Source organism: Mesorhizobium sp. M1227, from assembly GCF_040318315.1.
Classification (GTDB): Bacteria; Pseudomonadota; Alphaproteobacteria; order Rhizobiales; family Rhizobiaceae; genus Mesorhizobium.
The window spans coordinates 1-23,124 of sequence record NZ_JAMYLZ010000010.1 but is presented as its reverse complement, the minus strand read 5'-3'; the positions used below and the strand labels follow the sequence as shown (position 1 = coordinate 23,124).

General features: G+C 62.7%; 23 protein-coding genes and 1 pseudogene. 10 read left to right on the top strand and 14 right to left on the bottom strand.

Going from position 1 to position 23,124, the window contains the following annotated elements:
* The first annotated feature begins 100 nt into the window (after positions 1-100).
* Positions 101-811: an SIMPL domain-containing protein gene (locus tag NKH28_RS14905; protein ID WP_352472400.1), complete on the top strand. Its 711-nt coding sequence runs from the start codon at positions 101-103 to the stop codon at positions 809-811.
* A 132-nt stretch (positions 812-943) separates the two neighbouring features.
* On the opposite strand, the gene NKH28_RS14900 is transcribed toward NKH28_RS14905, so the two are convergent.
* Positions 944-1,303 carry a hypothetical protein gene (locus tag NKH28_RS14900; RefSeq protein ID WP_352637442.1) on the bottom strand — a complete coding sequence of 120 codons (360 nt, stop codon included), beginning with the start codon at positions 1,301-1,303 and terminating at the stop codon, positions 944-946.
* Positions 1,304-1,528: 225 nt separating this feature from the next.
* Positions 1,529-1,975 carry a YcgN family cysteine cluster protein gene (locus NKH28_RS14895; protein ID WP_023678278.1) on the bottom strand — a complete coding sequence of 149 codons (447 nt, stop codon included), beginning with the start codon at positions 1,973-1,975 and terminating at the stop codon, positions 1,529-1,531.
* Positions 1,976-2,210: 235 nt separating this feature from the next.
* On the opposite strand from NKH28_RS14895, the gene NKH28_RS14890 reads away from it, so the two are divergent.
* On the top strand, positions 2,211-4,376 hold the full coding sequence (locus NKH28_RS14890) for an OmpA family protein (RefSeq protein WP_352941843.1): 2,166 nt from the start codon (positions 2,211-2,213) through the stop codon (positions 4,374-4,376).
* A gap of 239 nt (positions 4,377-4,615) precedes the next feature.
* Positions 4,616-5,131: a TIGR00645 family protein gene (locus NKH28_RS14885; protein ID WP_352450730.1), complete on the top strand. Its 516-nt coding sequence runs from the start codon at positions 4,616-4,618 to the stop codon at positions 5,129-5,131.
* A 54-nt stretch (positions 5,132-5,185) separates the two neighbouring features.
* On the opposite strand, the gene NKH28_RS14880 is transcribed toward NKH28_RS14885, so the two are convergent.
* From NKH28_RS14880 to NKH28_RS14870, 3 genes are all read right to left on the bottom strand, one after another.
* On the bottom strand, positions 5,186-6,052 hold the full coding sequence (locus tag NKH28_RS14880) for an SDR family oxidoreductase (RefSeq protein WP_352771700.1): 867 nt from the start codon (positions 6,050-6,052) through the stop codon (positions 5,186-5,188).
* A gap of 114 nt (positions 6,053-6,166) precedes the next feature.
* Entirely contained in the window at positions 6,167-6,802 is a 636-nt protein-coding gene (locus NKH28_RS14875) for a helix-turn-helix transcriptional regulator (protein ID WP_352771698.1), read from the bottom strand.
* Positions 6,803-6,809: 7 nt separating this feature from the next.
* The gene (locus tag NKH28_RS14870; RefSeq protein WP_352771696.1) at positions 6,810-7,679 is read right to left on the bottom strand and encodes a S1C family serine protease; all 870 of its coding nucleotides are present in this window, start codon (positions 7,677-7,679) and stop codon (positions 6,810-6,812) included.
* Between the two features lie 169 nt (positions 7,680-7,848).
* Between NKH28_RS14870 and NKH28_RS14865 the strand changes: the two genes are divergently transcribed.
* On the top strand, positions 7,849-8,799 hold the full coding sequence (locus NKH28_RS14865; protein WP_023678284.1) for a S1C family serine protease: 951 nt from the start codon (positions 7,849-7,851) through the stop codon (positions 8,797-8,799).
* On the opposite strand, the gene NKH28_RS14860 is transcribed toward NKH28_RS14865, so the two are convergent.
* Positions 8,796-9,221, bottom strand: coding sequence for a VOC family protein (locus NKH28_RS14860; protein ID WP_352771694.1), 426 nt, complete (start codon positions 9,219-9,221; stop codon positions 8,796-8,798). The two genes, NKH28_RS14865 and NKH28_RS14860, sit on opposite strands and share 4 nt — an antisense overlap.
* A gap of 66 nt (positions 9,222-9,287) precedes the next feature.
* On the opposite strand from NKH28_RS14860, the gene NKH28_RS14855 reads away from it, so the two are divergent.
* Positions 9,288-9,914 (top strand): TetR/AcrR family transcriptional regulator, encoded by a 627-nt coding sequence (locus NKH28_RS14855; RefSeq protein ID WP_352771692.1) that lies wholly within the window; start codon positions 9,288-9,290, stop codon positions 9,912-9,914.
* On the opposite strand, the gene NKH28_RS14850 is transcribed toward NKH28_RS14855, so the two are convergent.
* Positions 9,847-10,803, bottom strand: coding sequence for a LysR family transcriptional regulator (locus NKH28_RS14850; RefSeq protein ID WP_352771690.1), 957 nt, complete (start codon positions 10,801-10,803; stop codon positions 9,847-9,849). The genes NKH28_RS14855 and NKH28_RS14850 overlap by 68 nt on opposite strands.
* Before the next feature lie 111 nt (positions 10,804-10,914).
* On the opposite strand from NKH28_RS14850, the gene NKH28_RS14845 reads away from it, so the two are divergent.
* The 3 genes and pseudogenes from NKH28_RS14845 to NKH28_RS14835 form a co-directional block, all read left to right on the top strand.
* Positions 10,915-11,559 (top strand): FMN-dependent NADH-azoreductase, encoded by a 645-nt coding sequence (locus NKH28_RS14845; RefSeq protein WP_352491493.1) that lies wholly within the window; start codon positions 10,915-10,917, stop codon positions 11,557-11,559.
* 132 nt (positions 11,560-11,691) lie between these two features.
* A complete protein-coding gene (locus NKH28_RS14840) occupies positions 11,692-13,074 on the top strand; it encodes a 3' terminal RNA ribose 2'-O-methyltransferase Hen1 (protein ID WP_352979357.1) in 1,383 nt (460 codons plus the stop codon).
* Positions 13,071-14,207: pseudogene (locus tag NKH28_RS14835) on the top strand (AAA family ATPase); the annotation flags it as partial. The gene NKH28_RS14840 and the pseudogene NKH28_RS14835, both read left to right, overlap by 4 nt.
* 381 nt (positions 14,208-14,588) lie before the next feature.
* On the opposite strand, the gene NKH28_RS14825 reads toward NKH28_RS14835, so the two are convergent.
* Positions 14,589-14,879 carry an HlyU family transcriptional regulator gene (locus NKH28_RS14825; protein WP_023719334.1) on the bottom strand — a complete coding sequence of 97 codons (291 nt, stop codon included), beginning with the start codon at positions 14,877-14,879 and terminating at the stop codon, positions 14,589-14,591.
* A 112-nt stretch (positions 14,880-14,991) separates the two neighbouring features.
* Positions 14,992-15,675: a PadR family transcriptional regulator gene (locus tag NKH28_RS14820; protein ID WP_352491496.1), complete on the bottom strand. Its 684-nt coding sequence runs from the start codon at positions 15,673-15,675 to the stop codon at positions 14,992-14,994.
* Between the two features lie 270 nt (positions 15,676-15,945).
* Between NKH28_RS14820 and NKH28_RS14815 the strand changes: the two genes are divergently transcribed.
* Positions 15,946-16,098, top strand: coding sequence for a DUF2798 domain-containing protein (locus NKH28_RS14815; RefSeq protein ID WP_352591312.1), 153 nt, complete (start codon positions 15,946-15,948; stop codon positions 16,096-16,098).
* 159 nt (positions 16,099-16,257) lie between these two features.
* Here NKH28_RS14815 and NKH28_RS14810 read toward each other — a convergent pair whose 3' ends face one another.
* From NKH28_RS14810 to dnaG, 5 genes are all read right to left on the bottom strand, one after another.
* Positions 16,258-16,638, bottom strand: a complete 381-nt coding sequence (locus NKH28_RS14810; protein ID WP_352491498.1) for a thiol-disulfide oxidoreductase DCC family protein — start codon at positions 16,636-16,638, stop codon at positions 16,258-16,260.
* Between the two features lie 210 nt (positions 16,639-16,848).
* Positions 16,849-17,142, bottom strand: a complete 294-nt coding sequence (locus tag NKH28_RS14805; RefSeq protein ID WP_292658752.1) for a GYD domain-containing protein — start codon at positions 17,140-17,142, stop codon at positions 16,849-16,851.
* 234 nt (positions 17,143-17,376) lie between these two features.
* Positions 17,377-17,952: a hypothetical protein gene (locus NKH28_RS14800; RefSeq protein ID WP_352815511.1), complete on the bottom strand. Its 576-nt coding sequence runs from the start codon at positions 17,950-17,952 to the stop codon at positions 17,377-17,379.
* Positions 17,953-17,962: 10 nt separating this feature from the next.
* On the bottom strand, positions 17,963-19,984 hold the full coding sequence (gene rpoD / locus NKH28_RS14795; protein WP_023678297.1) for an RNA polymerase sigma factor RpoD: 2,022 nt from the start codon (positions 19,982-19,984) through the stop codon (positions 17,963-17,965).
* Between the two features lie 374 nt (positions 19,985-20,358).
* Entirely contained in the window at positions 20,359-22,320 is a 1,962-nt protein-coding gene (gene dnaG / locus NKH28_RS14790) for a DNA primase (RefSeq protein ID WP_352979353.1), read from the bottom strand.
* A 282-nt stretch (positions 22,321-22,602) separates the two neighbouring features.
* On the opposite strand from dnaG, the gene NKH28_RS14785 reads away from it, so the two are divergent.
* Positions 22,603-23,124 (top strand): hypothetical protein (locus NKH28_RS14785; RefSeq protein WP_352979351.1); only part of this gene is annotated, 522 nt, incomplete at its 3' end.

The following is a 23,124-nucleotide window of genomic DNA, read 5'->3' as shown; positions in this document are numbered from 1 at the left end:
GGATCGCCCAAATCAGCCCATATTGATAACCTATTGCACGTCGCCCATTGGACGCCGGCCAACACTCGGCTGTCTTGGGATCCCAGATCGAGGAGATTTCATGACCAGACGTATTTTGCCCCTGGCGATTGCCGCCGCAATCGCATTTCCGGCGATCGCGGCCGCCGCCGATTCGCCACCGCCGCCGCGTATCGTCGTCACCGGTGAAGGCGAGGCGGCGATAGCACCCGATCTGGCTCTGCTGACGCTCAGCGTCATGCGCGAAGCCAAGACGGCACGTGCAGCGCTCGATGCCAATAACGACGCCATGGCCGCGGTGATCGCTGCCATGAAATCGTCCGGCATCAAGGAGCGCGACCTGCAGACAGCGGGCATCCAGATCAATCCGCGTTATAACTACACCAACAAGCCCGACGGCAGCCAGGAGGCCGAGCTTGTCGCCTATCAGGTGACCAACACGCTTTCGGTGCGCGTCCGCGACATCGACAAGACCGGCGACATTCTCGACAAGGCGGTGTCGCTCGGCGTCAACCAGGGCGGCGGCATCTCCTTCTCCAACGACGATCCGGCGGCAGCCGTCACCGAGGCGCGCAAGAAGGCCGTCGCCAATGCCATGGCCAAGGCCAAGACGCTGGCCGAAGCGGCCGGCGTCGGCATCGGCCGGGTCCTGGAAATCACCGACCAGAATTTCGCACCACCGCCGATGCCGATCAACGCCAAGGCATTCGATGCCGCCGGCGCGTCGGTCCCGGTGCAAGCCGGCGAGAATTCCTATACCGCACAGGTGACGGTGACTTTCGAATTGAAATGATCATCGCTTGCAGCATGAAAAAACCCCGGAGGATCGATCCTCCGGGGTTTTTTGAGCCGCGCTTTCCGTCCTGGCGGAAAGGGCTCCGCTACTCTACCGGCTGCAAGTCAGCCGGCCGCAAGCCCGAAGACCTTAGCGATAGATGATCGGACAGCCGCGCTCGTTGGCGAATACGATTACGACGCGGTCGCCATACTGGCGGCCGGCGACCTTGACCGTGCGGCGGTTGATGTCGATGATGCGGGCGCGGTGCAGGCCCATGCGTTCGGCCTTGTCAATGGCACGCTCCGGCGAACAGGACCGGCGCCAGCCGCCATGACGGCGGTGTTCGCGATAGTAACCATCATCTTCGTCGCCGGTATAGACGCCGACGCGCGGATCCTGGTTGTTGCCGAAGCCGAGATAGATGCTGTCAGCATGAGCGGGGATGGCAGCAAGCGTGCCAAGGCCGACAAGTGCCGAAAGAGCAACCGTCTTGATGGTATTGAACATTGTCTTCTCTCCTTGTTTGAGGGTTTCCACCCGTTTTCGTCAAACCTATGCGAGGAGAATGCACCCGCCTGTCTGAATTTTTTGCGAACCGGCCATTCATCCCCCGTTCATGCGGCAAGAATGGGCCAGCCGTTAGTCTGTCCGTTTCTGGAACCGTTCTATGCAGGGCAGATGGGGAACGTACCCTTTTGCCATGGTTCCCGGTCTTCGTTACCGCAGGAAATCCTAAGGCTCGTCCGCGAGCATATGGTCGAAATAGTCGTCCGGCTCGGCAAGGTCGGTCTCGCTGGCGCTGACCCGGCCGCGCATCGAGATGCCGGCCTCGTGCACGGTCTCGTCGCTTCCCGACACCAGCCTGTGCCACCAATAGAGATCGCGGCCCTCGGCCACCAGCCGGTAAGCGCAGGTCTTGGGCAGCCAGCTGATGGTGCGCACGTTCTGCGGCGTCAGCCCGACGCAATCCGGAACACGCGCCAGCCGGTTGGCATAGTCGGAGCAGCGGCAGCTTCCAGCGTCGAACAGCCGGCAGCCGACGCTGGTCCAGTAGATCTCTCCGGTGTCCTCGTCTTCGAGTTTCGACAGGCAGCACTTGCCACAACCGTCGCAGAGTGATTCCCACTCGGCCGGGGTCATCGCCTCGAGCGTCTTGGTCTTCCAGAACGGCTTTTCCATCGTCGGCATGTGGCCCCCGGACGCTTCAAGGTCAAGCACGGCAACCGTGCACCCTCGTCCGAACGATACGCCGGGACCATACGCCGGAACATACGCCAGGACCATACGAATGACATGAAGTCGCCTTCAAAACGCCGGTCAATCGCCCTGTGCCACAGCTAGAACCTACAAACAGGAACCAAACATGGTTGCTGAAAGTTTGGGCAGGGATGGGACGCCACAAGGAGTGTTTATGATGAAACGCCAACCACGGATTCTGGCAGGCACGGCGCTTGGCCTGTTGATGGCGTCCGCGCCGCTAGGCGCGTTCCCGCTGCAAGGCAATGCCGCACTCGGCCCCGTGCAACGCACCGCAGCGCCGCTCATCCCAGTGCAATCGAGTTGCGCCGAGGGCGAGTCGGCGGAGGCCTGCGCGCAGAGCCAGCAGGCAGAGCAGCCCAGAAAGAAGAAGCGCGACCAGCAGCAGCAAACGGAATCCGCTCCGGCCGAGCAGGCGGCTCCGGCCGAGTCCGAGCAACCCCGCAAGAAGCGGCGCAATCAGCAGCAGCAAACAGAATCCGCTCCGGCCGAGCAGATCGCTCCAGCCGAGTCCGAGCAACCCCGCAAGAAGCGGCGCAATCAGCAGCAGCAAACAGAATCCGCTCCGGCCGAGCAGATCGCTCCGGCCGAGACCGAGCAACCCCGCAAGAAGCGGCGCAATCAGCAGCAGCAAACAGAATCCGCTCCGGCCGAGCAGATCGCTCCGGCCGAGACCGAGCAGCCCCGCAAGAAGCGGCGCAATCAGCAGCAGATCGAAGCGGCCCCATCGGAACAACCGGCCGAGCAGGCAGCGCCGGCAAACGACAACCAGCCCAACGTCAATCCGCGCAAGAAGAAGCAAAAACAGAACCAGCAGATCGAGGCTGCCCCGGCAGAACAGGCTCCGACTGTCGAGCCCGGACAAAAGCCGGGCAAGCGCAAGAAGCCTGCTGAATTGACCGGACCCGCCACGGAGGCGGAAGGCCAGCCGGCGCCGACCAATAAGGAAGCGACCCCACAGGCCCAACCGGCTCCGACCGAGCAGCAGGCCGCTCCCGTCCCGGGCGAACAGCCCCAGGACAAGATCAAGAAACGTGGCAAGAGGCCTGTCGGCGAACAGCCGGTGACAGGAGAGCAACAGCCCTCGACCGGCGAACAGCCTTCGACTGGCCAGGCCGCGCCGGTCCAGGGGGAAAATCCGGTCCAGGGTGAAGCCCAGGCCAATCCGAACGAGGCACCTGTTCTGGACAGCCAGAAGGATGTCTTGCGCAAGCGCAAGGGTGGCAAGGAGCGCGGCCAAAATGCCGGTAAGCGGCAGGGCAACCAGCCCGCCCAGCAGGGCGAGAACCAGGTGGAAGCCCCGAAGCCGGCTCCGGTCGATCAGGGGCCGCCACCCACCGACGACCGGGCAGCCCAGCGGGAGATCAAGCCTGAAAAAATCGTTCCGGTGACCGAGGAAAAAGGCAAGCGCGTCGAGCGTGCGCCGGACATCGAGGATGTTCGTCGTCGTCCGCGCCCCCAGGGTGCCAACGTCGTCAGGGAATTCGGCGACCGCGTTATCCTCCAGTTCAACAACCAGACGTTCGTCGAAAGCAGCGATGCACCGCGCATGCACCGCGGCGCCAGGAATGTCTATTATGAGGACCTGTCGGGCGATCGCACCCGGGAAATAGTCGAGCGTGACAATGGTGTCCGGATCGTCACCATCCGCAATCGCTACGGCGACGTCATCCAGCGTTCACGCATCGCGCCCGACGGCCGCGAATATGTGCTGAGCTATGTCGACGAGCGGAACTATGACGATGATGCAGACTGGCGCGACCCGGGCGACGACCTGCCGCCGATGCGCCTTACCATCCCGCAAGAGGAATACATTCTGGATTCCGAAGAGGTCGAGGATCCGGACGACTACTACACCTTCCTCGAACGGCCGCCGGTCGAGAGGGTCCAGCGCCTCTATTCGATCGACGAGGTCAAGCGCTCGGCCCGCGTGCGCGACATCGCCCGCCGCATCGACCTCGACACGCTCAACTTCGAATTCGGTTCGGCCTCGATTTCCGACACCGAGGTCCAGAAGCTGGAGGGTGTTGCCAACGCCATGGACAAGCTGCTGAAGAAAAACCCGGCCGAGAGCTTCCTGATCGAGGGCCATACCGACGCTGTCGGCACACCGGAAGCGAACCTTGCTCTGTCCGACCGCCGCGCCGAGGCGGTCGCCGAAGCCTTGACCAACGCCTTTGGCATCCCGCCGGAGAACCTGACGACGCAGGGCTATGGCGAGGAGTATCTCAAGGTCAACACGTCGGGACCCAACCGCGAGAACCGCCGCGTCGCCATCCGCCGGATTACCCCCCTGGTAGCGCCTGTGGCCAGCGCCCAATAAACCGCAATGTGAACCGCGCGATTTGATCAACCATTGAATCGCGCGGTCATCAATCTTGAAACGCGCGGTTACCCATCCCAGATTCTGGAAAGGGCGTTCCCTGCCCTGTCCCGACTCCAGCGGGACACACGAGCCCCGCCGGTTCCCCTCCCCGGCGGGGTTTCGTTTTTTTGAAACCTTGCAAACCGCCGCAGCCTGCCCGAAATACGGCACTCCGACAACGGAGCCCGAATCGCCGCATGAAGCGCCTCGAACTCGCCATCGAATCGATCATTCTCGCCTCGCGCTGGCTGCTGGTCGCCTTCTATCTCGGACTGGGTGCGGCACTTGCCATCTATGCCGTGTCCTTCGGCAACAAGCTGTTCGAGTTCGTCTCCGTTGCCTTCACGCTCGATGACACCGACACCATCCTGAAAATACTCGGCCTCATCGATGCCGCGCTGGTCGCCTCACTGGTGGTGATGGTGATCATCTCGGGTTACGAAAACTTCGTCAGCCGCTTCGATGAAAATGACGGCAAGGTGCATTGGCTGGGCACGATCGATGTCGGCTCGCTGAAGGTCAAGGTCGCCTCGACAATCGTAGCGATCTCCTCGATCCACCTCTTGCAGGTGTTCCTGAACTCGGTCTCCTACACGACCGACCAGCTGATGTGGCTGACCATCATTCATCTGGCCTTCGTTCTGTCGGCACTGATGCTTGCCTATATCGACCGGCTGATGGGTCTTGGCAAAGCCAAGAAAGCCGAAGACTGAGCACACGTCTGTGCCGGTCTTTAAGAGATATGCCTGTCAGCTAGATACTTTCCGTCAGTAGATACCTTTGATTTTGGTATCCGTCCGGCCGAACACCTCGTCCGGCACAAAAAAGTCGCCGGCGAGCGGGCCTGTCGCACCCGGCGCATAGGCCGAGAAATCGCTGACGCCCTCAGCGCGCAGCACTTCTTCGTCAATGTAGAAATTGCCGGTCGCCTCACGCGACGGCCTGACCAGGATGGCGTATGCCGCATCGGCCATGATGTCGGGCGAACGGCTCATCGCCGCCACCGTCGCCCCGCCCAGGAGGTTACGCACCGCCGCCGTGTCGATGGTCGAGATCGGCCATAGCGAATTGACCGCGATGCCGTCCCTGGCGAACTCGGCGCTCATGCCCAGCGTGCACATCGACATGCCGAACTTTGCCATCGTGTAGGCGACATGGTTCTTGAACCACTTGGCCTTCATGTCGAGCGGCGGCGCCAGATTCAAGATGTGAGGATTTTCCGCCAACCTCAAGTGCGGAATGCACATTTTGGAGACGAGAAAAGTGCCGCGCGTGTTGATCTGGTGCATCAGATCGTAGCGCTTCATATCGGTCTCCAACGTGCCGGTGAGCTGGATGGCACTGGCGTTGTTGACGCAGATATCGACGCCGCCGAACCTCTCCACGGTCTTGGCGACCGCCTCGGCGACCTGTTCTTCATCCCGAATGTCGCACAGCACCGGCAGCGCCTTGCCGCCGGCCTGCTCGATCTCGTGCGCCGCCGTGTAGATCGTCCCGGGCAGCTTCGGATGCGGCTCGGCGGTCTTGGCCGCGATCGTCACATTGGCGCCATCGCGCGCGGCGCGCAGCGCAATCGCCAGCCCGATGCCGCGCGACCCGCCGGAGATGAAAAGCGTCTTTCCCTTGAGCGACATCCTTGCGCCTTCCTGCAACATGAAAGACACGATCCTTGCGCGGCTGAGAACCGCCGCGCAAGGCCCAACATACCGCATGCGGGTTACGCTGCGTCGGCCTTGAGACAATCTGAACTAGACCAGCACCAGGCCCTGCCGCATGGCGATGGCAATCGCATCGGTGCGGTTGGCGGCACCGAGCTTCGTCAGGATCGCTGCGACATGGAACTTCGCCGTATGCACGGAGATGTTCAGCCGCCGCGCGATGACCTTGTTGGGGGCGCCCTCGGCCAGTAGCGCCAGCACCTCGCCTTCCCGCGGCGAAAGCGTCGGCCGGACGATCTGCTCGTCGGTCAGTTCCTCTTCGAACCGGTCGCTGCCATGGAAGGGCAAATCGTGATGCAGATCGGATAGAGCATGACTGTCACGCGAAATCCGGTAGCCCGCAGCCGCGAGCCGCGCGGCGGCGGCGATCAGCAACTCGTCCGCTTGCACCGGCAGCACGGCAAATACTGTATCGGCCGGCCGTTCACGGGCCGCTCGCGACGATAGCAGCACGCGAGGCATAGTCGCGTCGACGAGCCCGCCTTGTAGCCCATGATCATCGACGATGGCGACATCCGCCGCCTCACGCCCGTCGACTTCGCCGGCCAGAACCGGCCGCAGATCATCGGTCGCGGCGAGAATGGCGGACAGACTTCGCGTGCGCTCGGCGTCACCGAGCGCGATCAGCACCGTCAGCCGTCTGCCAGCGACCTCACCGCTTACCATCTATCCCTCAGCTCAGTGGCTTTTCACCGATGGTCAGGGAAACCTCACGATTCTCGCCGCCGCGCACCACGCCGAGTGTCACCAAGGCACCGGCGCTGTCCGGCCCGAGCTTGCGGATCAGCTCGCGCGGGCCATGCACCGTCTCTGCGTTCCACGACACGATGATGTCGCCGAGACTGAGACCGGCTGATTTCGCCGGCCCGTTATCGTCGAGGCTCATCACCATGGCACCCTGTGTATCACCATTGCGGACCGGATGCAGGCCGGCGCCAAGATAGCCGCGCGCCACATGACCCTTCTCGCGCAGCGTCGTGACTGCCCGCTCGATCGTTTCGTAAGGCATGACCAGCGCCCGCCGGCGTGGCCCGAACAGCAGCATGCCGATCAGTCCGCCCTTGGCATCGAGCACAGGGCCACCTTCGAAACGGCCGCCGGCATTGACGGCAAGGTTGATGCGCCGGTCGATCGTGCCGCCGCGCATTGAACGCCAGGCCGGGCCGACCTCGCCGACCGTGCCCAAGGTAGCGAGCGAGGTGCCGTCGCTATTGCCCGCCACGACCACCAGGTTGCCCGGCCGCACCGCATCCGCCTTTACCAGTGACGGGGCGGCCGGCGCGCCGGCCGGTTTCAAAACGGCCGTGCCGGTGGACGGGTCGCGGCCGACCAGTTCCGCCTTGACGGCTTCGCCCGAAGAAAACGTCAGCTCGATCTCCTCGCCGGCCTCGACCGCCTCCTCGGCAGTGACGAAATAGCCGTCCCGCCAGTGGAAAGCAGTTGACGTCCGGTGGTGCGTCGCGAAGCTGGCCGTCGCTGGTGCCGCGGCTGCCGCGATGTCGGCAATGGCGTCGGAAAACGTGCTCAGATTGAAATCGCTCATGATTTATCTCCTGGGTTCTTCGTGACCCAGATATCGCCCGGCAGGGCGTTGGCGGATACTCGCCTGACGGCTAGTTGGGCATGTGACTGGCCATCTGGTCAGGTCGCGGCCGGTCCGGCCGCTCCGCACATATAGGCATTGTTCATCTTGTTCCAAACGGAGCCCTCGGATGGCCCTGCCCGCCCAGCAATTGCAATATGACGATGCCCTTCTCGATGCCTATTCGGCGACGGTCGCCGATGCCGTCGACCGCATCGGGCCCGCCGTCTGCCGCATCGAGCGCATCGGTGGCCCGGGTGGCCATGGCTCCGGCTTCGTCATCGCGCAGGACGGGCTGGTCGTCACCAACTTCCACGTCGTCGGCGATGCGCGCAGCGTACGCGTGTCAATGCCGGACGGCGCCTCCAGGGAAGGCCGCGTGCTCGGCCGCGATCCCGACACCGACATTGCGCTGGTGCGCGCCGACGGCAACTTTGCCGACGTCGCGCCGCTTGGCGATTCCAAGCGTTTGAGGCGCGGCCAGATTGCAATTGCCATCGGCAATCCGCTCGGCTTCGAATGGACCGTCACCACTGGCGTCGTCTCGGCACTCGGCCGCTCGATGCGTGCCTCCACCGGCCGGCTGATCGACGACGTCATCCAGACCGACGCCGCGCTCAACCCCGGCAATTCTGGCGGACCGCTGGTGTCCTCGGCTGGCGAGGTGATCGGCGTTAACACCGCGATGATCCACGGTGCGCAAGGCATCGCCTTCGCGGTTGCTTCCAACACCGCCAATTTCGTCATCTCGGAAATCATCCGCTTCGGCCGTGTGCGCCGTGCCTTCATCGGCGTTTCCGCCGATACCACCAACCTGCCGCGCCGCGCAGCCCTTTTGTCGCAAGTATCGAGCAGCACGGCGGTGCGCCTGCGCACCGTCGAAAAGAACAGCCCGGCGGCCAAAGCCGGCCTCAGGGAAGGCGACATTATTGCCGCCATCGACGGCCGTCCGGTCACCGGCGTCGACGATCTGGTGCGCATGCTCGACGCCGAGCGAATCGGCCGCGAGACACTATGCACGGTGGTGCGCCGCTCCGGCATTACTCAGGTCACCGTGATGCCGTTGGCGAGGGCAAGCTAGCGCGCCGCAGCACCCTGCGCATATTGCGCCATAAATTCTGGGCTCGGCGGGATTTGCCTGATCACGTCGATCAGCACGCCGTTGGGATCCCTGGTGATGAAATGGCGCTGGCCGAAGGGTTCGTCGCGCAGCGTCCGCAGGATCGGCAGGCCAGCGGCGGTGATCCGCTTATAGATGGCATCCGGATCCCTGACCTCGAAATTGATCAGCAGACCAGATGTGCGGCCCCGCCCTTCCTCCGGGATCGTCTCATGATCGCCCTGGACGATGCCGAGGTTGACGCGACGGTCTTCGGCTGAGCGCAGATGCACGTACCAGTCGGCCTCAAACAGCGGCTTGAAGCCGAAATGCGCAACATAAAAGGCTGCCGTGCCGGCAACGTCGCTCGTCATCAGCACCGGATAATAGCTCGTCGTCCTCATCTTTCCTTCTCCCGGCGAATAACATACAGTCTGCATGTAAATGGCAATAACATACAGGCTGCATGTATGCAACAAGGATCCGCTCGTCGCTCCAACCGTGATCGCACCGCGGCGACACGCGCCGAGCTCGTCGCCGCGGCTCGCAAACTGTTCACCGAAAAGTCCTATGCCGACACCGGTACACCCGAGATCGTCGCCGCTGCCGGCGTCACGCGCGGCGCGCTCTATCATCACTTTGCCGACAAGCAGGCGTTGTTTGCCGCTGTGGTCGAACAGGAGGCGCAAGCCGTCTCGGAAGAGATCGAACGCGCGTCGCCGCCTTCGCTATTTGCCCGCGATGCGCTGATTGCCGGCTCGGATGCCTATCTGGCTGCCATGCGTGCCCCCGGCCGCACGCGGCTCTTGCTGCTTGACGGCCCGGCCGTGCTCGGCCGCGCCGCCATGGATGCGATCGACAATCGCCATGGCAACCGTTCGCTGCGCGAAGGCCTTGTTGCTGCGATGCGCTCGCACTCCATGACGAGACTGCCTGTGGAAGCACTGACCGCGTTGCTCGCAGCCGCCTTCGACCGCGCAGCGCTCGCAATCGAAACTGGAGCATCGATCGAGGACTATCGCGCCGTTCTCATGGCGCTGATCGACGGCCTGTCTCCGGCTCCTCCTCAGGTATCTCACCCGGTTCGAACTCGTTGAAACAGCCTAGCTGGCGCTTGAACTGGTCGATCAGCCAGGCGGCCGCCGGTTTCGGGCTGCGATCGGCGCGGTGCATGGCATAGAGCGGCGAGCGGACTTCGCTGTAAGGATCGAGATCGAGTTCGACGAGCCGGCCGGTCGCCAGATCATCGGCGATCAGCCATCGCGGCAGCCCGCCCCAGCCCAGCCCCTCGCGCATCAGCACGTGCTTGGTGCGCACATCCGTCAGCCGCCAGGTGCGGTAGGCGAAGACGCCATAGTCACGCCCGCGCGTACGCTCGGACTGGTCCGAGACGACCAGTTGGATGTGTTCGCGGACATCCTCTAGCGCCACTGGTCTCGGCAGCAGCGCCAGAGGGTGATCAGGCGCTGCGGCTGGCACCAGGGAGAAGAAGCCGATGCGAAGCAGATTCACGTCCGTCTCACCCAGAAGCCCCCCGATGCCGAGATCGGCCTGTCCGCCGACAACATGATCGAGGATAAGGCCAAGCGAGCCGATATGCAGACGCAGCGTCACGGCCGGGAACTGCGCCTCGAATGCCTTTAGCACCCGAACCAGCACCGGCGACGGTAGCGTCACGTCGACCGACAGCGTAACTTCCGCCTCCAATCCCTGCCGGTATCCGTCGACACGCGAGCGGATGCGTTGCAGCACGCCGACCATTCGCCGCGCATCTTCCAGCGTCGCCTTGCCGACATCGGTCAGTTGCGGTTCACGCGTGCCCTCGCGCTCGAACAGCTTCAGCCCAAGCTGCGCTTCGAGGTTGGCGATGGCGTAGCTGATCACCGATTGCGCGCGATTCAATTTGCGCCCGGCGGCCGAGAAGCTGCCGGTCTCGGCCACCGCAACCAGGATCTGCAGTTGGTCAAGCGTCGGGTTCGGTTGCATCGTTCAATCCACATTTTAGATGGATAATATACAAAATATACCAGTTTTTCAAATGGGTCTGCGCACACATATCTGCCGGGAGATTTTAATCCAACCCTGGAGACCCCATTAATGTCCATCCTTCTTGTCACATCGAGCCCGCGCGGCGCTGCCTCCCACTCGACCCGAATTGCTACTGAATTCGCTGAAAAGCTTGTTGCCGCCGATCCGTCGAACACGCTTGTCGTGCGCGACCTCGTCGCCAATCCGTTGCCGCACATCGATGCCGATTATGCGACCGGCATCTACACGCCGGCCGAAGCGCGCACCTCGCGCCAGGCTGAAGTCGTTGGCGTCTCCGATGTCGTGCTGGATGAACTGTTCGCCGCCGATTCGGTGATTCTCGCCACCGGCTTCATCAACTTCAACATCTCCTCGACGCTGAAGTCCTGGGTCGATCACATTGCCCGTTCCGGCAAGAGCTTTGCCTATGGCGAGAACGGCCCCAAGGGCCTCGTCACCGGCAAGAAGGTCTACATCGTGCTGGCTTCGGGCGGCATCTATTCCGAAGGTGCGGCCGTGCAGTTCGATCACGCCATTCCCTACCTGCGCAGCGTGCTTGGCTTCCTCGGCATGACCGATCTCGAGGTCATCCGCATCGAAGGAGTCGGCATGGGCGCCGATGCGGTGGCAGCAGCGCTGGCCAAGGCCTCGACCAAGGTCGACGCCATTGTAGCCGCGACCGGCAATGCCGAGCGCGTCGCCACCGCGGCGTAAAGCGTCAGCATCGTCTGAATTGTACAAGGGCAGGCGCCCGGCGCCTGCCCTTGTTGTCGTTGGCGACAACCTATTGTGGTGGGCCACACAACCGCCATTGGTTATTCCGCTTGTCTGCGCTATCGGTCGCGGATGTTCCTTTCCGTTGCCACAACGCACCGTCCGGCCACCGATCTCGGTTTCTTGCTGCACAAGCATCCGGATCGCCTGCACGAGACCGACCTGTCTTTCGGCAAGGCGTGGCTGTTCTATCCCGAGGCAACCGAAGAGCGTTGCGAGGCTGCACTCCTGCTCGATGTCGATCCTGTGGGACTGGTGCGGGGCAAGGGCCAGGCAGAAGGCCTGCTCGACCAATATGTGAACGACCGGCCTTACGCAGCATCATCCTTCCTGTCGGTAGCGCTGAACAAAATGCTGCGGACGGCGATGACCGGTACATCGAAGGAGCGCCAGGAACTGGCCGACAGCGAACTGCCGCTGGAAGCCGTGGTTACGCCACTGCCAACGCGCGGCGGTGAGGTTCTGGTTCGAAGTTTGTTCGAACCCTTGGGCTGGACAGTCGATCTGACGCCAATCGAAGGAATCGGGGGTGCTGCGGGCGAGCCCCGATACGGCCATCTGAAGCTGACCGGCACGGGCCGGCTCAGCGCCTTGTTGAACCACCTCTATGTGCTGATCCCAGTGATGGACGATGCCAAGCATTACTGGGTCGGCGAAGCAGAGATCGACAAGCTGCTGTCCAAAGGCGAAGGCTGGCTGGAAAACCATCCGGCCAAAGACCTGATCGTGCGCCGCTATCTGGGCAATCGCCGGGCTTTGGCCCGCATCGCCCTGGAGCGGCTGGCTCCCGAGACGGCTGGCGAGGCACAACCTGCCGAGCCGCGCGTTACGCCCGAGGAAGCGCTGGAGACGCCTATCCGGCTCAACGATCTGCGCATGGACGCAGTTGTCCACGCCATTCGGGCGACGCGAGGAACCACGGTTGCGGACCTGGGATGCGGTGAAGGCAAGCTGCTCGACAGGCTGGTGCGCGAGCGATGGATTCACAAGCTGTTCGGTCTGGATCCGGCGGCGCGCGAACTGGAATGGGCCGCAAAGCGTCTCAAGCTGAACGAATTAGGCGGGCCGCCCGAGGGCCGGGTCACGCTGCTGCATGGATCGCTGACCTACCGCGACAGCCGTTGGGCCGCAGCCGACGTCGCCGTTCTGGTCGAGGTCATCGAGCATCTCGACGAGGACAGGCTGCCCCTGGTCGAACGCATCGTTTTCGGTGAGACGGCGCCCAAATCCGTCATCGTGACCACTCCGAATGCGGACTACAACGCTCTGTTTCCAAGACTGGTCCCTGGCGCATTTCGCCATCCCGATCACCGTTTCGAATGGAGCCGGGCTCAGTTCCAAGCCTGGGCGGCCAAAATCGGCGAGATCTATGGCTATGCAGCCACCTTCAGCGGTATCGGAGCCGAGGACCCGACCCTCGGCGCCCCCACACAGATGGCGGTGTTCACCCGATGAGAGAACCTGATAAGACCAACCTCACCATTCCTGACTTCGCCCTCGTCGTGCTGATCGGCTCGACCGGATCGGGCAAGTCGACTTTCGCCACCAAGCATTTCCTGACGACCGAGATTATCTCCTCGGACCAGTGCCGGGCGCTGATCTCCGACGACGAAACCGACCAGGACGTCTCTGCGGATGCCTTCGATCTGGTTCGCGAAATAGCCGGCAAGCGGCTCAAACACCGCAGGCTGGCCGTCATCGATGCCACCAATGTGCGAGCCGCCGACCGCAAGCCCTGGATTGAGCTGGCGCGCAAGTGGCACGCTTTGCCCGTCGCCGTGGTCCTCGATCCAGGCGTCGAGGTGTGCGTCGCACGCAATGCGGTGCGAGCCGACCGGCAGTTCGGCGCCGGGGTCGCCCGGCGCATGACAACCGAGGTCCGCAAGGGTCTTGGCGGCCTCCAACGCGAGGGCTTCCGCCAAGTCTGGAAGCTTACCAGCGAGGCCAGCATCGACGCGGCCGAGGTGTCGCGACAGCCGCTGTGGACCGATAAGCGCGACGACCATGGCCCGTTCGATATCATTGGCGACATCCATGGCTGTTCGGATGAGCTTCATATCCTGCTCGCTCGACTGGGCTACAGCGTCGCCTGGTCTGAGCATCAGGGCGACCGAATGGTCACCGTGGTTCCACCAGAGGGCCGCAAGATCGTCTTTGTCGGCGACCTCGTCGATCGCGGCCCCAACTCGCCCGACGTGCTGCGCATTGCCATGAGCATGGTCGCGGCTGGAACGGCTTACTGTGTCCAGGGCAACCATGAACGCAAACTCAGCCGCTGGCTAGAAGGCCGCAAGGTCACGGTCGCTCACGGCCTCCAGCAGACTGTCGATCAGCTAAATGCACAGGACCGAGGCCTGCGCGAGGCGCTGCCGGCCTTTCTCGACGGCCTGCGCAGCCATGTCTGGCTCGATGGCGGAGGCCTCGCCGTCGCCCATGCCGGCCTCAAGGAAGAGATGATCGGACGCGGTTCCGGCGCTGTGCGCGAGTTCGCTCTGTACGGCGAGACCACAGGCGAGACCGACGAGTTCGGGCTGCCCGTCCGTGCCGACTGGGCTGCGGCCTATCGTGGCAAGACGGGCATTATCTATGGACATACGCCCACGCTATCGGCCGAATGGGTCAACAACACCCTGTGCATCGACACCGGATGCGTATTCGGCGGCAAGCTGACGGCCTTGCGCTGGCCGGAACGCGAACTGGTCGAGGTGCCGGCAATCGAGACCTGGTCGGAGCCGATACGTCCGCTGGGCGGGTCCGGTCCCGGTAAATCGGCACAGGCCGACGCCGACGGCGTGCTCGATTATCAGGATGTCTCCGGTCGCCGGCCTGGCGTTCCGGGAGTTCGCGCTTGGCCACGAAGCGCTAACGCGATTTGTCGCCAAGCAGCCGCTACGCCGGGTTCACGAGTGTGTCTTCGCCGTGCTGGCGTTGGAAAGCGAGCCAATCGACCCAAGGCTGTAGTAGCCGATCTATCCGAAGATCTTTTCGCCCTGCTCGTCGACCAGCTGGATGCCCTTTTTGATCGAGATGTCGACGGCATCATCAAGCCCGGCAAAGCGGTCGGCGCGGATGAATTTGTGCTCCTTCATCACGCCGTCGATCTCTTTCGAAACCACGCCGCAGGTCTGGTACTGGCCCTCCGCCTTGTAGGGCGTGGCGCTGATCAAAAATCCCTTGTGCTCGATCTGCTTTACAGGCGCCGCTGTCTTTGGCTCGGCGGCTTCGTTGCCTCCGCCGAAAAGACGCTTCAGAAAAGACATGGGGTATCCTCCAACGGCAATCATCCTGCACCACATAGCGCGACGCAGGATGATTTTCAGTACCGGTCCTTGGCTGGACCGGCAAGGGCCGCCTGCGGCTTGCCGTTAGAGGTCAGTCGCGCGTCAGTGCTTCCAGGGCTTCCGCGGCAGCTTCCAATATGCTGATTGCCTCGGCCTGCTTTGCTTCAGGCGCATCGACGATCTCGCCGAGCGCGGCGCGTAGCCGGTGGCGCACGGCGCGAAACTCGTCGCGCTTTTCCGAGCGGCCGCGGCCGCGCCGGCCACCGTCGCCGTCATCGTTCCAGCCGAACCAGTCGCGCGCCTTGGCCATCTTGCGGCCGAAGCGCTCGAGATGTTCGAGCACGTGGTCGATCATCTCGCGATTTTCGTTGAGGTGCGCCTGCCCAGCCTCGGTGATTGAAAACACCTTCTTGTTGCCTTCCGCCGCAGAAACGGCGTAGCCGGCCTCCTCCAGGAAGGTCAGCGTCGGATAGACCACGCCGGGGCTCGGGCTGTAGACGCCGCTGGTGCGCTCCTCCAGCGCCTTGATGATGTCGTAGCCGTGCCGCGGCGCCTCGGCCAGCAGTGACAGCGTGATCAGCTTGAGATCGCCGTCGGCCAGCATGCGGCCGGCGCGGAACATGTCGCCCGGCCCGCCGCGTCCGCCGCCTCTCATGCCATGCCCGAACGGGCCAAAGCCGCCGCCACGTCCGCCGAACTTGCCGGCCATATGCATGAAGACGCGCTCGGCGCGTTCGCCGAAACGATGATGGCTGAAATGATTGTCTTTGTGCATTATCTGCTCCTTGAGTTATGTCTTACGATATATCTCAACTAAGTGCCCGCCACGGCCGAGTCAAGATATATCTTACGATGTATCTGAAAATGGCACCAGCAGGATTGAGTTCGCCAGCGAGGGCAGCTAGACGGTGCATGAGGGCCGAAGGCCGCTCCGTAAGCGTCTGACGTGAAGCAACGCATCCACCCCGGTCGTTCCGGGCAGTTACGCCGACGATACCGGCGAATGGGTGCAAGGCGACGAACCGGATGCTTCAGGGAAATCCAAATGACCATGAAAACCCCGCGCAGCAGGCTGCCTGTGCGCTATGCCGCCGTGCTCGACCCGCTGGTGCTGTCGTTGTTGACGACGTTCATCGTGTCGTTCATCTCGACACTGAAAAGCCTTGGCTTCCAGCCCGACATGTGGCCACTTGGCTGACGGCTTGAGGCCTGTCCTGGCTGGCCGACGCTGCTGCCAGTGCTGCCGGCGGTGCGCCGCATCGTTGGCTGGCTTTGCGAGCCCGTGGCTCGATAGCAGGGCACGCGAAAGGCCCGGAAACAATCTCCGGACGTTTCGGTGCGGAGCGGATAATACCCGTTACCAGCGGCCTTTGCGCCGGTTCCAGGCATAGAGCAGATCGGCAAAGCGATCATAGCCATAGCGCGTCAACGGCAGTGCGCCGGGATTGCCGAACAGCGTTGCGAGCCAGCCTTCGCCGGGCGTCGTGCGCCATACAGCAATGGCAACATCGGCGCCGACCAGCAATTTGCCGTCGGCGTCGATCGCATGCAGCCGGCGCCGGATGTCCTCCAGGCCGATGCCGTACCCGGCCAGCGCCGCCGGTTCGGCATTGATGTCGCGAAATTCGATCCGCCCGGCCTTGACCGCCTCGATCAGCCGCCGCTTCTGCCGGCTGATGCCGGCATCGCAGACCGGACAGCGCGTATTGTACCAGACTGTCAGCAGAGGCTTGGCCATGTTTCGAAACGGCACCAGAGGACACGCACGGATTATCCGAGAAATGCCGTTGCGCCGCAACGTGACACGATACCGGCGGAACGGCCGGCTTCGCTGATCCAGGTCGCCCAAAGGGTACGCAGCGGTTTTACGATAACGACATGCATAAAAAGAAGAGCTTAAAGCGCGTCGCAAGGGCCGTTCAGCGCGACGCGCTTCAGGCGCCGCGGCTCAGCCGAGCGAGGTGATGATCTCGCGATAGGCATCCTCGGGGAAAGCCTTGAGTGTCCGCGTCCTGACGTTTCCGCCCGTCGCCAGCATCAGCGAGAAACGAGCCAGGACAGCATCGTCGGGCGCTTCGAGCACGGCCACCATGTCGCAATCCCCCATAGTGAGATAAAATGCCTTGAAGGACCCGCCCATGTCTCCCAGCAGCTTCTTGGCGGCATCGAGCCGCTTCGGCGATTCGCGCACATTTTTGGCGCCTTGCTCGGTCCAGTTGATCAGCACGATGTAAGTTGTCATGGCACACCTCCCTCCGGTGCCACGGAGCACGGCGTCCAACCGCCGGGGCGGGCATCCGGGTTTGTCGCCCAGAGAATGCGTCCGTTGCGGAATTATCCTCCCACACCCGGTGCACCGCAAGAACAAACGGCCGGACGATAAAATTAAAAAGGCGCCGGATGGCGCCCTCTGACTCGTTCAGTCATTCTTGAGTGTCAGCTCCTAAGACGGTTCCGAGCATGCTCGAGCACGACGTCAGCTATCGACCGTCCTGATCAAGCCCTGCTCTGACAGATCGATTTTGTCCTTCAGAATGTATCTGTGGCCAAGGCCAACAGAATTTTCCGGAAGTCCCAGATAGGCGGCGAGTTCCTCATGGAGGTCGAGCGGAGCCATGTACTCTTTCGCTCCATCTATTCCCAATATCTGAAGCAAATCGTCAGGCGCGGCCTGCTTGCCGATCATAGCCAGCAAGGCGGGAGCGTCTTCCAGCCGAGGACGCATGTCCGCATCGTCAGGGTCACTCATCTCCATACCCGGACAGGAATTGTAGCGCGATTGGAGAACGCCGTGCTTTGCCGCCCAGAGGTTTAGCTGTTCCTCATCATAGACGGTAATCGCGATGCCGACGCAGGTCAGATCGAGGGTCAGGCTCTGAAGCAAGGATTCAATCCAGCGCGGGTCGAGCTGGTCTGTGTAACGGTCGGAGAAAGTGGTCCAACCATTCTGTTCGGTTGTGACGAAGGCGTCGATGGTCTTCGTCCTCAGCCAGTTGACCAACGCTTCTTGCGTTGGCCCCTTTATGCTGACGGTTCCGTAGGTCGCGCCCACCTAAAAATCCTCAGCTGTCGAGGAAGCTTCTGAGCTTGCGCGACCGGCTCGGATGCTTGAGCTTGCGCAGCGCCTTGGCTTCGATCTGGCGGATGCGCTCGCGGGTGACCGAGAATTGCTGGCCGACCTCTTCAAGCGTGTGGTCGGTGTTCATGCCGATGCCGAAGCGCATTCTGAGCACGCGCTCTTCGCGCGGCGTCAGTGAGGCCAGCACGCGCGTCGTCGTCTCGCGCAGATTGGCCTGGATCGCTGCGTCGATCGGCAGGATCGCCATCTTGTCCTCGATGAAGTCGCCCAGATGCGAATCCTCCTCGTCGCCGACCGGCGTTTCGAGCGAGATCGGCTCCTTGGCGATCTTCAGCACCTTGCGCACTTTTTCCAGCGGCATGGCGAGCTTTTCCGCCAGTTCTTCCGGCGTCGGCTCACGGCCGATCTCATGCAGCATCTGGCGCGAGGTGCGCACGATCTTGTTGATCGTTTCGATCATGTGCACCGGAATGCGGATGGTGCGCGCCTGGTCGGCGATCGAACGGGTGATCGCCTGCCGGATCCACCACGTCGCGTAGGTCGAGAACTTGTAGCCGCGGCGGTATTCGAATTTGTCGACCGCCTTCATCAGGCCGATATTGCCTTCCTGGATCAGGTCGAGGAACTGCAGGCCGCGATTGGTATATTTCTTGGCGATGGAGATGACGAGGCGCAGATTGGCCTCGACCATTTCCTTCTTGGCGATCGCGGCTTCGCGCTCGCCCTTCTGCACCTGGTTGACGATCTTGCGAAATTCCTGGATCGAAATCGCCGTCTCGGTGGCGAGGTTCTGGATCTCGGCGCGCAGGTCGCGGATGGCGTCCTTCTCGTTCTTGGTGAATTCCTTCCAGCCGCGCGAGGTCAGATTGCCGATCGAGCGCGTCCAGTTGGGATCGAGCTCCGAGCCCTGATATTCCTTGAGGAATTCCTCGCGGCGCACGCCATAGCTTTCGGCCAGCCTGAGCAGCTTGCCTTCGTTCTGCACCAGGCGCTTGTTGATGTCGTAGAGCTGCTCGACCAGTGCCTCGATGCGCGCCGTGTTCAAGGACAGCGACTTCACCGCCTTGATCAGCTGGTCCTTCAATTCCTTCAGCCGGCGGTCCTGGCTGGGCGACAGCGTGCCCGCGGCAGCCAGCCGGTTCTCGACCTGCTGGTCCTGCAGCTTGCGCAGTTTCTTGTAGGTGTCGGCAATGACGTCGAGCGTCTCCATCACCTGCGGGCGCAGTTCCGCTTCCATCGCCGCCAGCGACAGGCTCGCCTCGTCATCGTCTTCCTCGTCGTCGTCCACCAGGCCACGCGTGTCGCCGCCGACATTGGTAATGTCGTCCTCGTCCTCGCGCGAACGGCGCGACTTTTCCTCGGTCTTGGCTTCCTCGATACGCTCGACAACCGGCGCCTGCTTGGCCTCCGGCCCGGCATAGGTCGCCTCGAGGTCGATGATCTCGCGCAGCAGGATCTTCGATTCGTTGAGCTCGTCACGCCAGATGATGATGGCCTGGAAAGTCAGCGGGCTTTCACAGAGGCCCGCGATCATCGTCTCGCGGCCGGCCTCGATGCGCTTGGCGATCGCGATTTCGCCCTCGCGCGACAGAAGCTCGACTGAGCCCATCTCGCGCAGATACATACGGACCGGATCGTCGGTGCGGTCGGTCGGCTCTTTCTTGGTCGTGGTGGCGGCGACGGCGGTGCCGGTCTGCTCGGCCAGCTCGTTGGCGTCTTCCTCGGCGTCAGCGGCGGTATCGGCGGCTTCGGGCTCCTCGCCCTGCTCGTCGTCCTCGACCACGTTGATGCCCATGTCGGAAAGCATGGCCATCGTGTCCTCGATCTGCTCGGAGGTCACTTCCTCCGAGGGCAGCACCGAATTCAGCTCGTCCATGGTGACATAACCGCGTTTCTTGGCGGCCTTGATCATCTTCTTGACAGCATCGTCGGAAAGGTCGAGCAGAGGGCCATCGGTCGCGGCCTCGCGTTCGGTCTCGACTTCTTCCTTTTCTTTTGTCGCCATAGTCTTTATTTTCTCCAAGCGGCTGAGTATCAAAGCCGCGTAAGCTGCCGGTCCGGTCAAATTGGATGCGCTCTTTCCAGAACGCGCTTTACCGGGCCAGTAACTGCATCTCTCGTTAAGTCCAGATTAACCCTGATATCTGTGGCAAGCTGACTGCCTGTCCAGTGATCAGTACCTTACATCGCTGCATTCCCGTCGATGCCGGGGCGGGTTAACGTTTCGAATCGACCTGATTCCGCCATTCTGCCGGAAGGTCAAGCGCCTCTCGCATGATTCGCATGAAAAAAGCGAATCAATTACCCGACTTAGAGCACCGCACGCTTGATTCAACGCGCAAGCACGTCCTTACATTTCAGTCTTCTGGAGGCTTCGATCTAAACGCGCCCAGCTCTGCCCGACGATACGCCAAACCCTTCGATCAGCGCTTCCGTTGCCTGCACATCACGAAATTGCGCCTGGATTTCGACCAGGTGCCGGTAATTTTCGTCCGTGGGATCGCTGGCGAGCGCTGCTTCCGCCTGCTTCAGCTCCTTATGTAAGGTGCGCGCGCTGCGCTGCAAGTGGAGAGCTTGGCTGAACGCATCGCGAGCATCGTCGAGTGCTGCCGTTTCCAGCGCCGGCCATTGCCGCGCACGTTTGATCAGCGCCACCGCGCGCTGCCAGATCTCACCGCAGCCGGCCCGCTCGATCGTCGCGATTACAGCCTCGCGGTTGTTGGCCATATCGTGCGCCATAGCGTCGAGGATGGCCGCATGCAGCCGCTTCAGATCGGAATTGGCGAGATCGAGGAACTCGACATGGGCGAAATTCTCGTCGATCAGCACGGGATGGTTGACGAGGGCCGCAATGATCGTCGCCTCGCGCACCGACATGCCCTCGCCGCCGCGTTTGACCAGCGCCGAGCGGCCGAGGCTTTCGGTGATCGCGGTGCGCCCACCGGCATTGCCGCCACGTGCAAACTGTCCGCCGGGTGCTGAGACCCTGCCCGGGAAGCGCTCACCTGGCCGTCCTTCCTGACGTCCCTGGCGTCCGCGCTGGGTCCCGAAGAAGCTCTGTACGCGCTCGCGCATTTCCTGTTGGTAGTGATAACGAAGGCTCTCGTCGCGGATGCGGCTGGTCAGTTCGCGGAGCGTCTTTTCGAGCTCCGCCCGCCGTTCCGGCGTGTCGAAGATGCCGCCGGCGGTCTCGCGCATCCACAAGAGGTCGGCCAGCGGCCGTGCCTCGGAAAGCACGGCGCGGAACGCATCCGGCCCGTCACCCTTGACCAGATCGTCGGGATCCTTGCCCTCCGGCAGCAGGGCGAAGCGCACGGAGCGGCCTGCCTGGACCGCCGGCAGCGCCATGTCGGCGGCGCGCCACGCTGCCTTCAACCCGGCCTGGTCGCCGTCGAAGCACAGCACCGGCTCGCCAGCCATGCGCCATAGAAGTTCGAGCTGGTTTTCAGTCAACGCGGTGCCGAGCGGCGCCACCACGTTTTCGAAGCCGGCCTGCGCCAGCGCGATCACATCCATGTAGCCCTCTACGGCAATGACCGTGCCGCCCTTGGCCAGCGCCCCCTTTCCGAGCGCTTGGCGCGCACGGGCGAAATTGTAGAGCACGTTGCCTTTGTGGAAGAGCTCCGTATCGGGCGAGTTCATGTATTTGGCCGGCGCATCCGGCGCCAGTGCCCGCCCGCCGAAGGCGATGATCTTGCCCCTGGAATCCGGGATCGGGAACATGATGCGGTCGCGGAACCAATCGTAGGAAACCGGGACGTCGTCGCCATGGCGCACCAGCCCGCACGCCTCGATGTCGGCCTTGGGGACACCCTTGGCGGCAAGATGCTCCTTCAGCGCATTGCGGCTGTCGGGGGCATAGCCGAGGCGGAAAGACTGCTGCGTCGCCGGTGTCAGCCCCCGGTCGCGCAGATAGGCGCGGGCCTTTGCCCCTTCCGGTCCCTGCAGCCGTTCCTGGAAGAACGCCGTCGCCATCTCCATGACGTCAGTCAGGCTGGCGCGTTCCTTTTCGCGCCGCTCCTCCTGGGCATCGCGAACCGGCATCGGCACGCCGGCCATGTCGGCGATCTTCTCGACCGCTTCAGGAAAGCTCATCCCGTCAAGTTCGGTTAGGAACTTGAAATGGTCGCCCGAAACCGAGCAGCCGAAGCAATGGTAGCGGCCCTTCTTGTCCTCGCAGTGGAAGGACGGGCTCTTCTCGCCATGGAAGGGACAGCACGCCCAATAGTCGCCGCGCGGCGCGTTAGTCTTCTTCCTGTCCCACGCGACGCGCTGGCCGATCACCGAAGAAATCGGCACGCGGTCGCGGATCTCGTCGAGGAAAGCAGGCGGAAAGCGCATGGGGGACAGCTCGTTTGGCCTCCATATAATCACGCCGGCGAAGCCCGACGACTCCTAATGCGGAACCATACCCGGTTTTCACAGGGCCAAGGGGTCCAGGCGCCTGACGTTGCGTGGCTGCCACACCGCAGCGGGAATAGTCTCAAGCTTACCTGACCCGTGGCTTCAAGATTGACTTTGCATGAACTCGCCAATCTAGATGATCATAAGCAAAGGCGACTCGTCCGGAATTCAGCGCCCGTAGAGAGCAGGCCCGCCGGTCGGGGGATTTTGGGGGACGGGGTGACCGTAGCTCTGGATGCGCATGTCACCATGCGACTGCGGCGTTTGCCGTTATCCGCACTTTCCTTTCCGTTGTCGTCGATTTTCCTGCTTTTGTTCGCAACGCTGAGGCGCACCCTTGCCGCCATTCTAGTGCTCGTGCTCGTGCCGACCGCGGCGTTCGCGCTGCCGACGGTGACCATCAACCAGGCAGCGGGCCAGAGCGATCCGGCGGGTTCGTCACCAATTCGGTTCGACGTGATCTTCAGCGAGCCGGTGACCGGCTTCAATGGCAGCGACGTCGATCTTTCCGGCACCGCCGGCGCCACCACCGCGTCCGTTACCGGCTCCGGCAGCTCCTACAGCGTTTTGGTCAGCGGCATGACGGGTTCAGGTTCCGTCGTGGCCACAATACCGGCCGGCGTGGCAACCAACGCCAGCGTCGATCCGAACGAGCCCTCGACCAGCACCGACAATACCGTCACCTACAATCTGCCGCCGCCACCGCCGCTGACAGTGACCATCAACCAGGCTGCCGGCCAG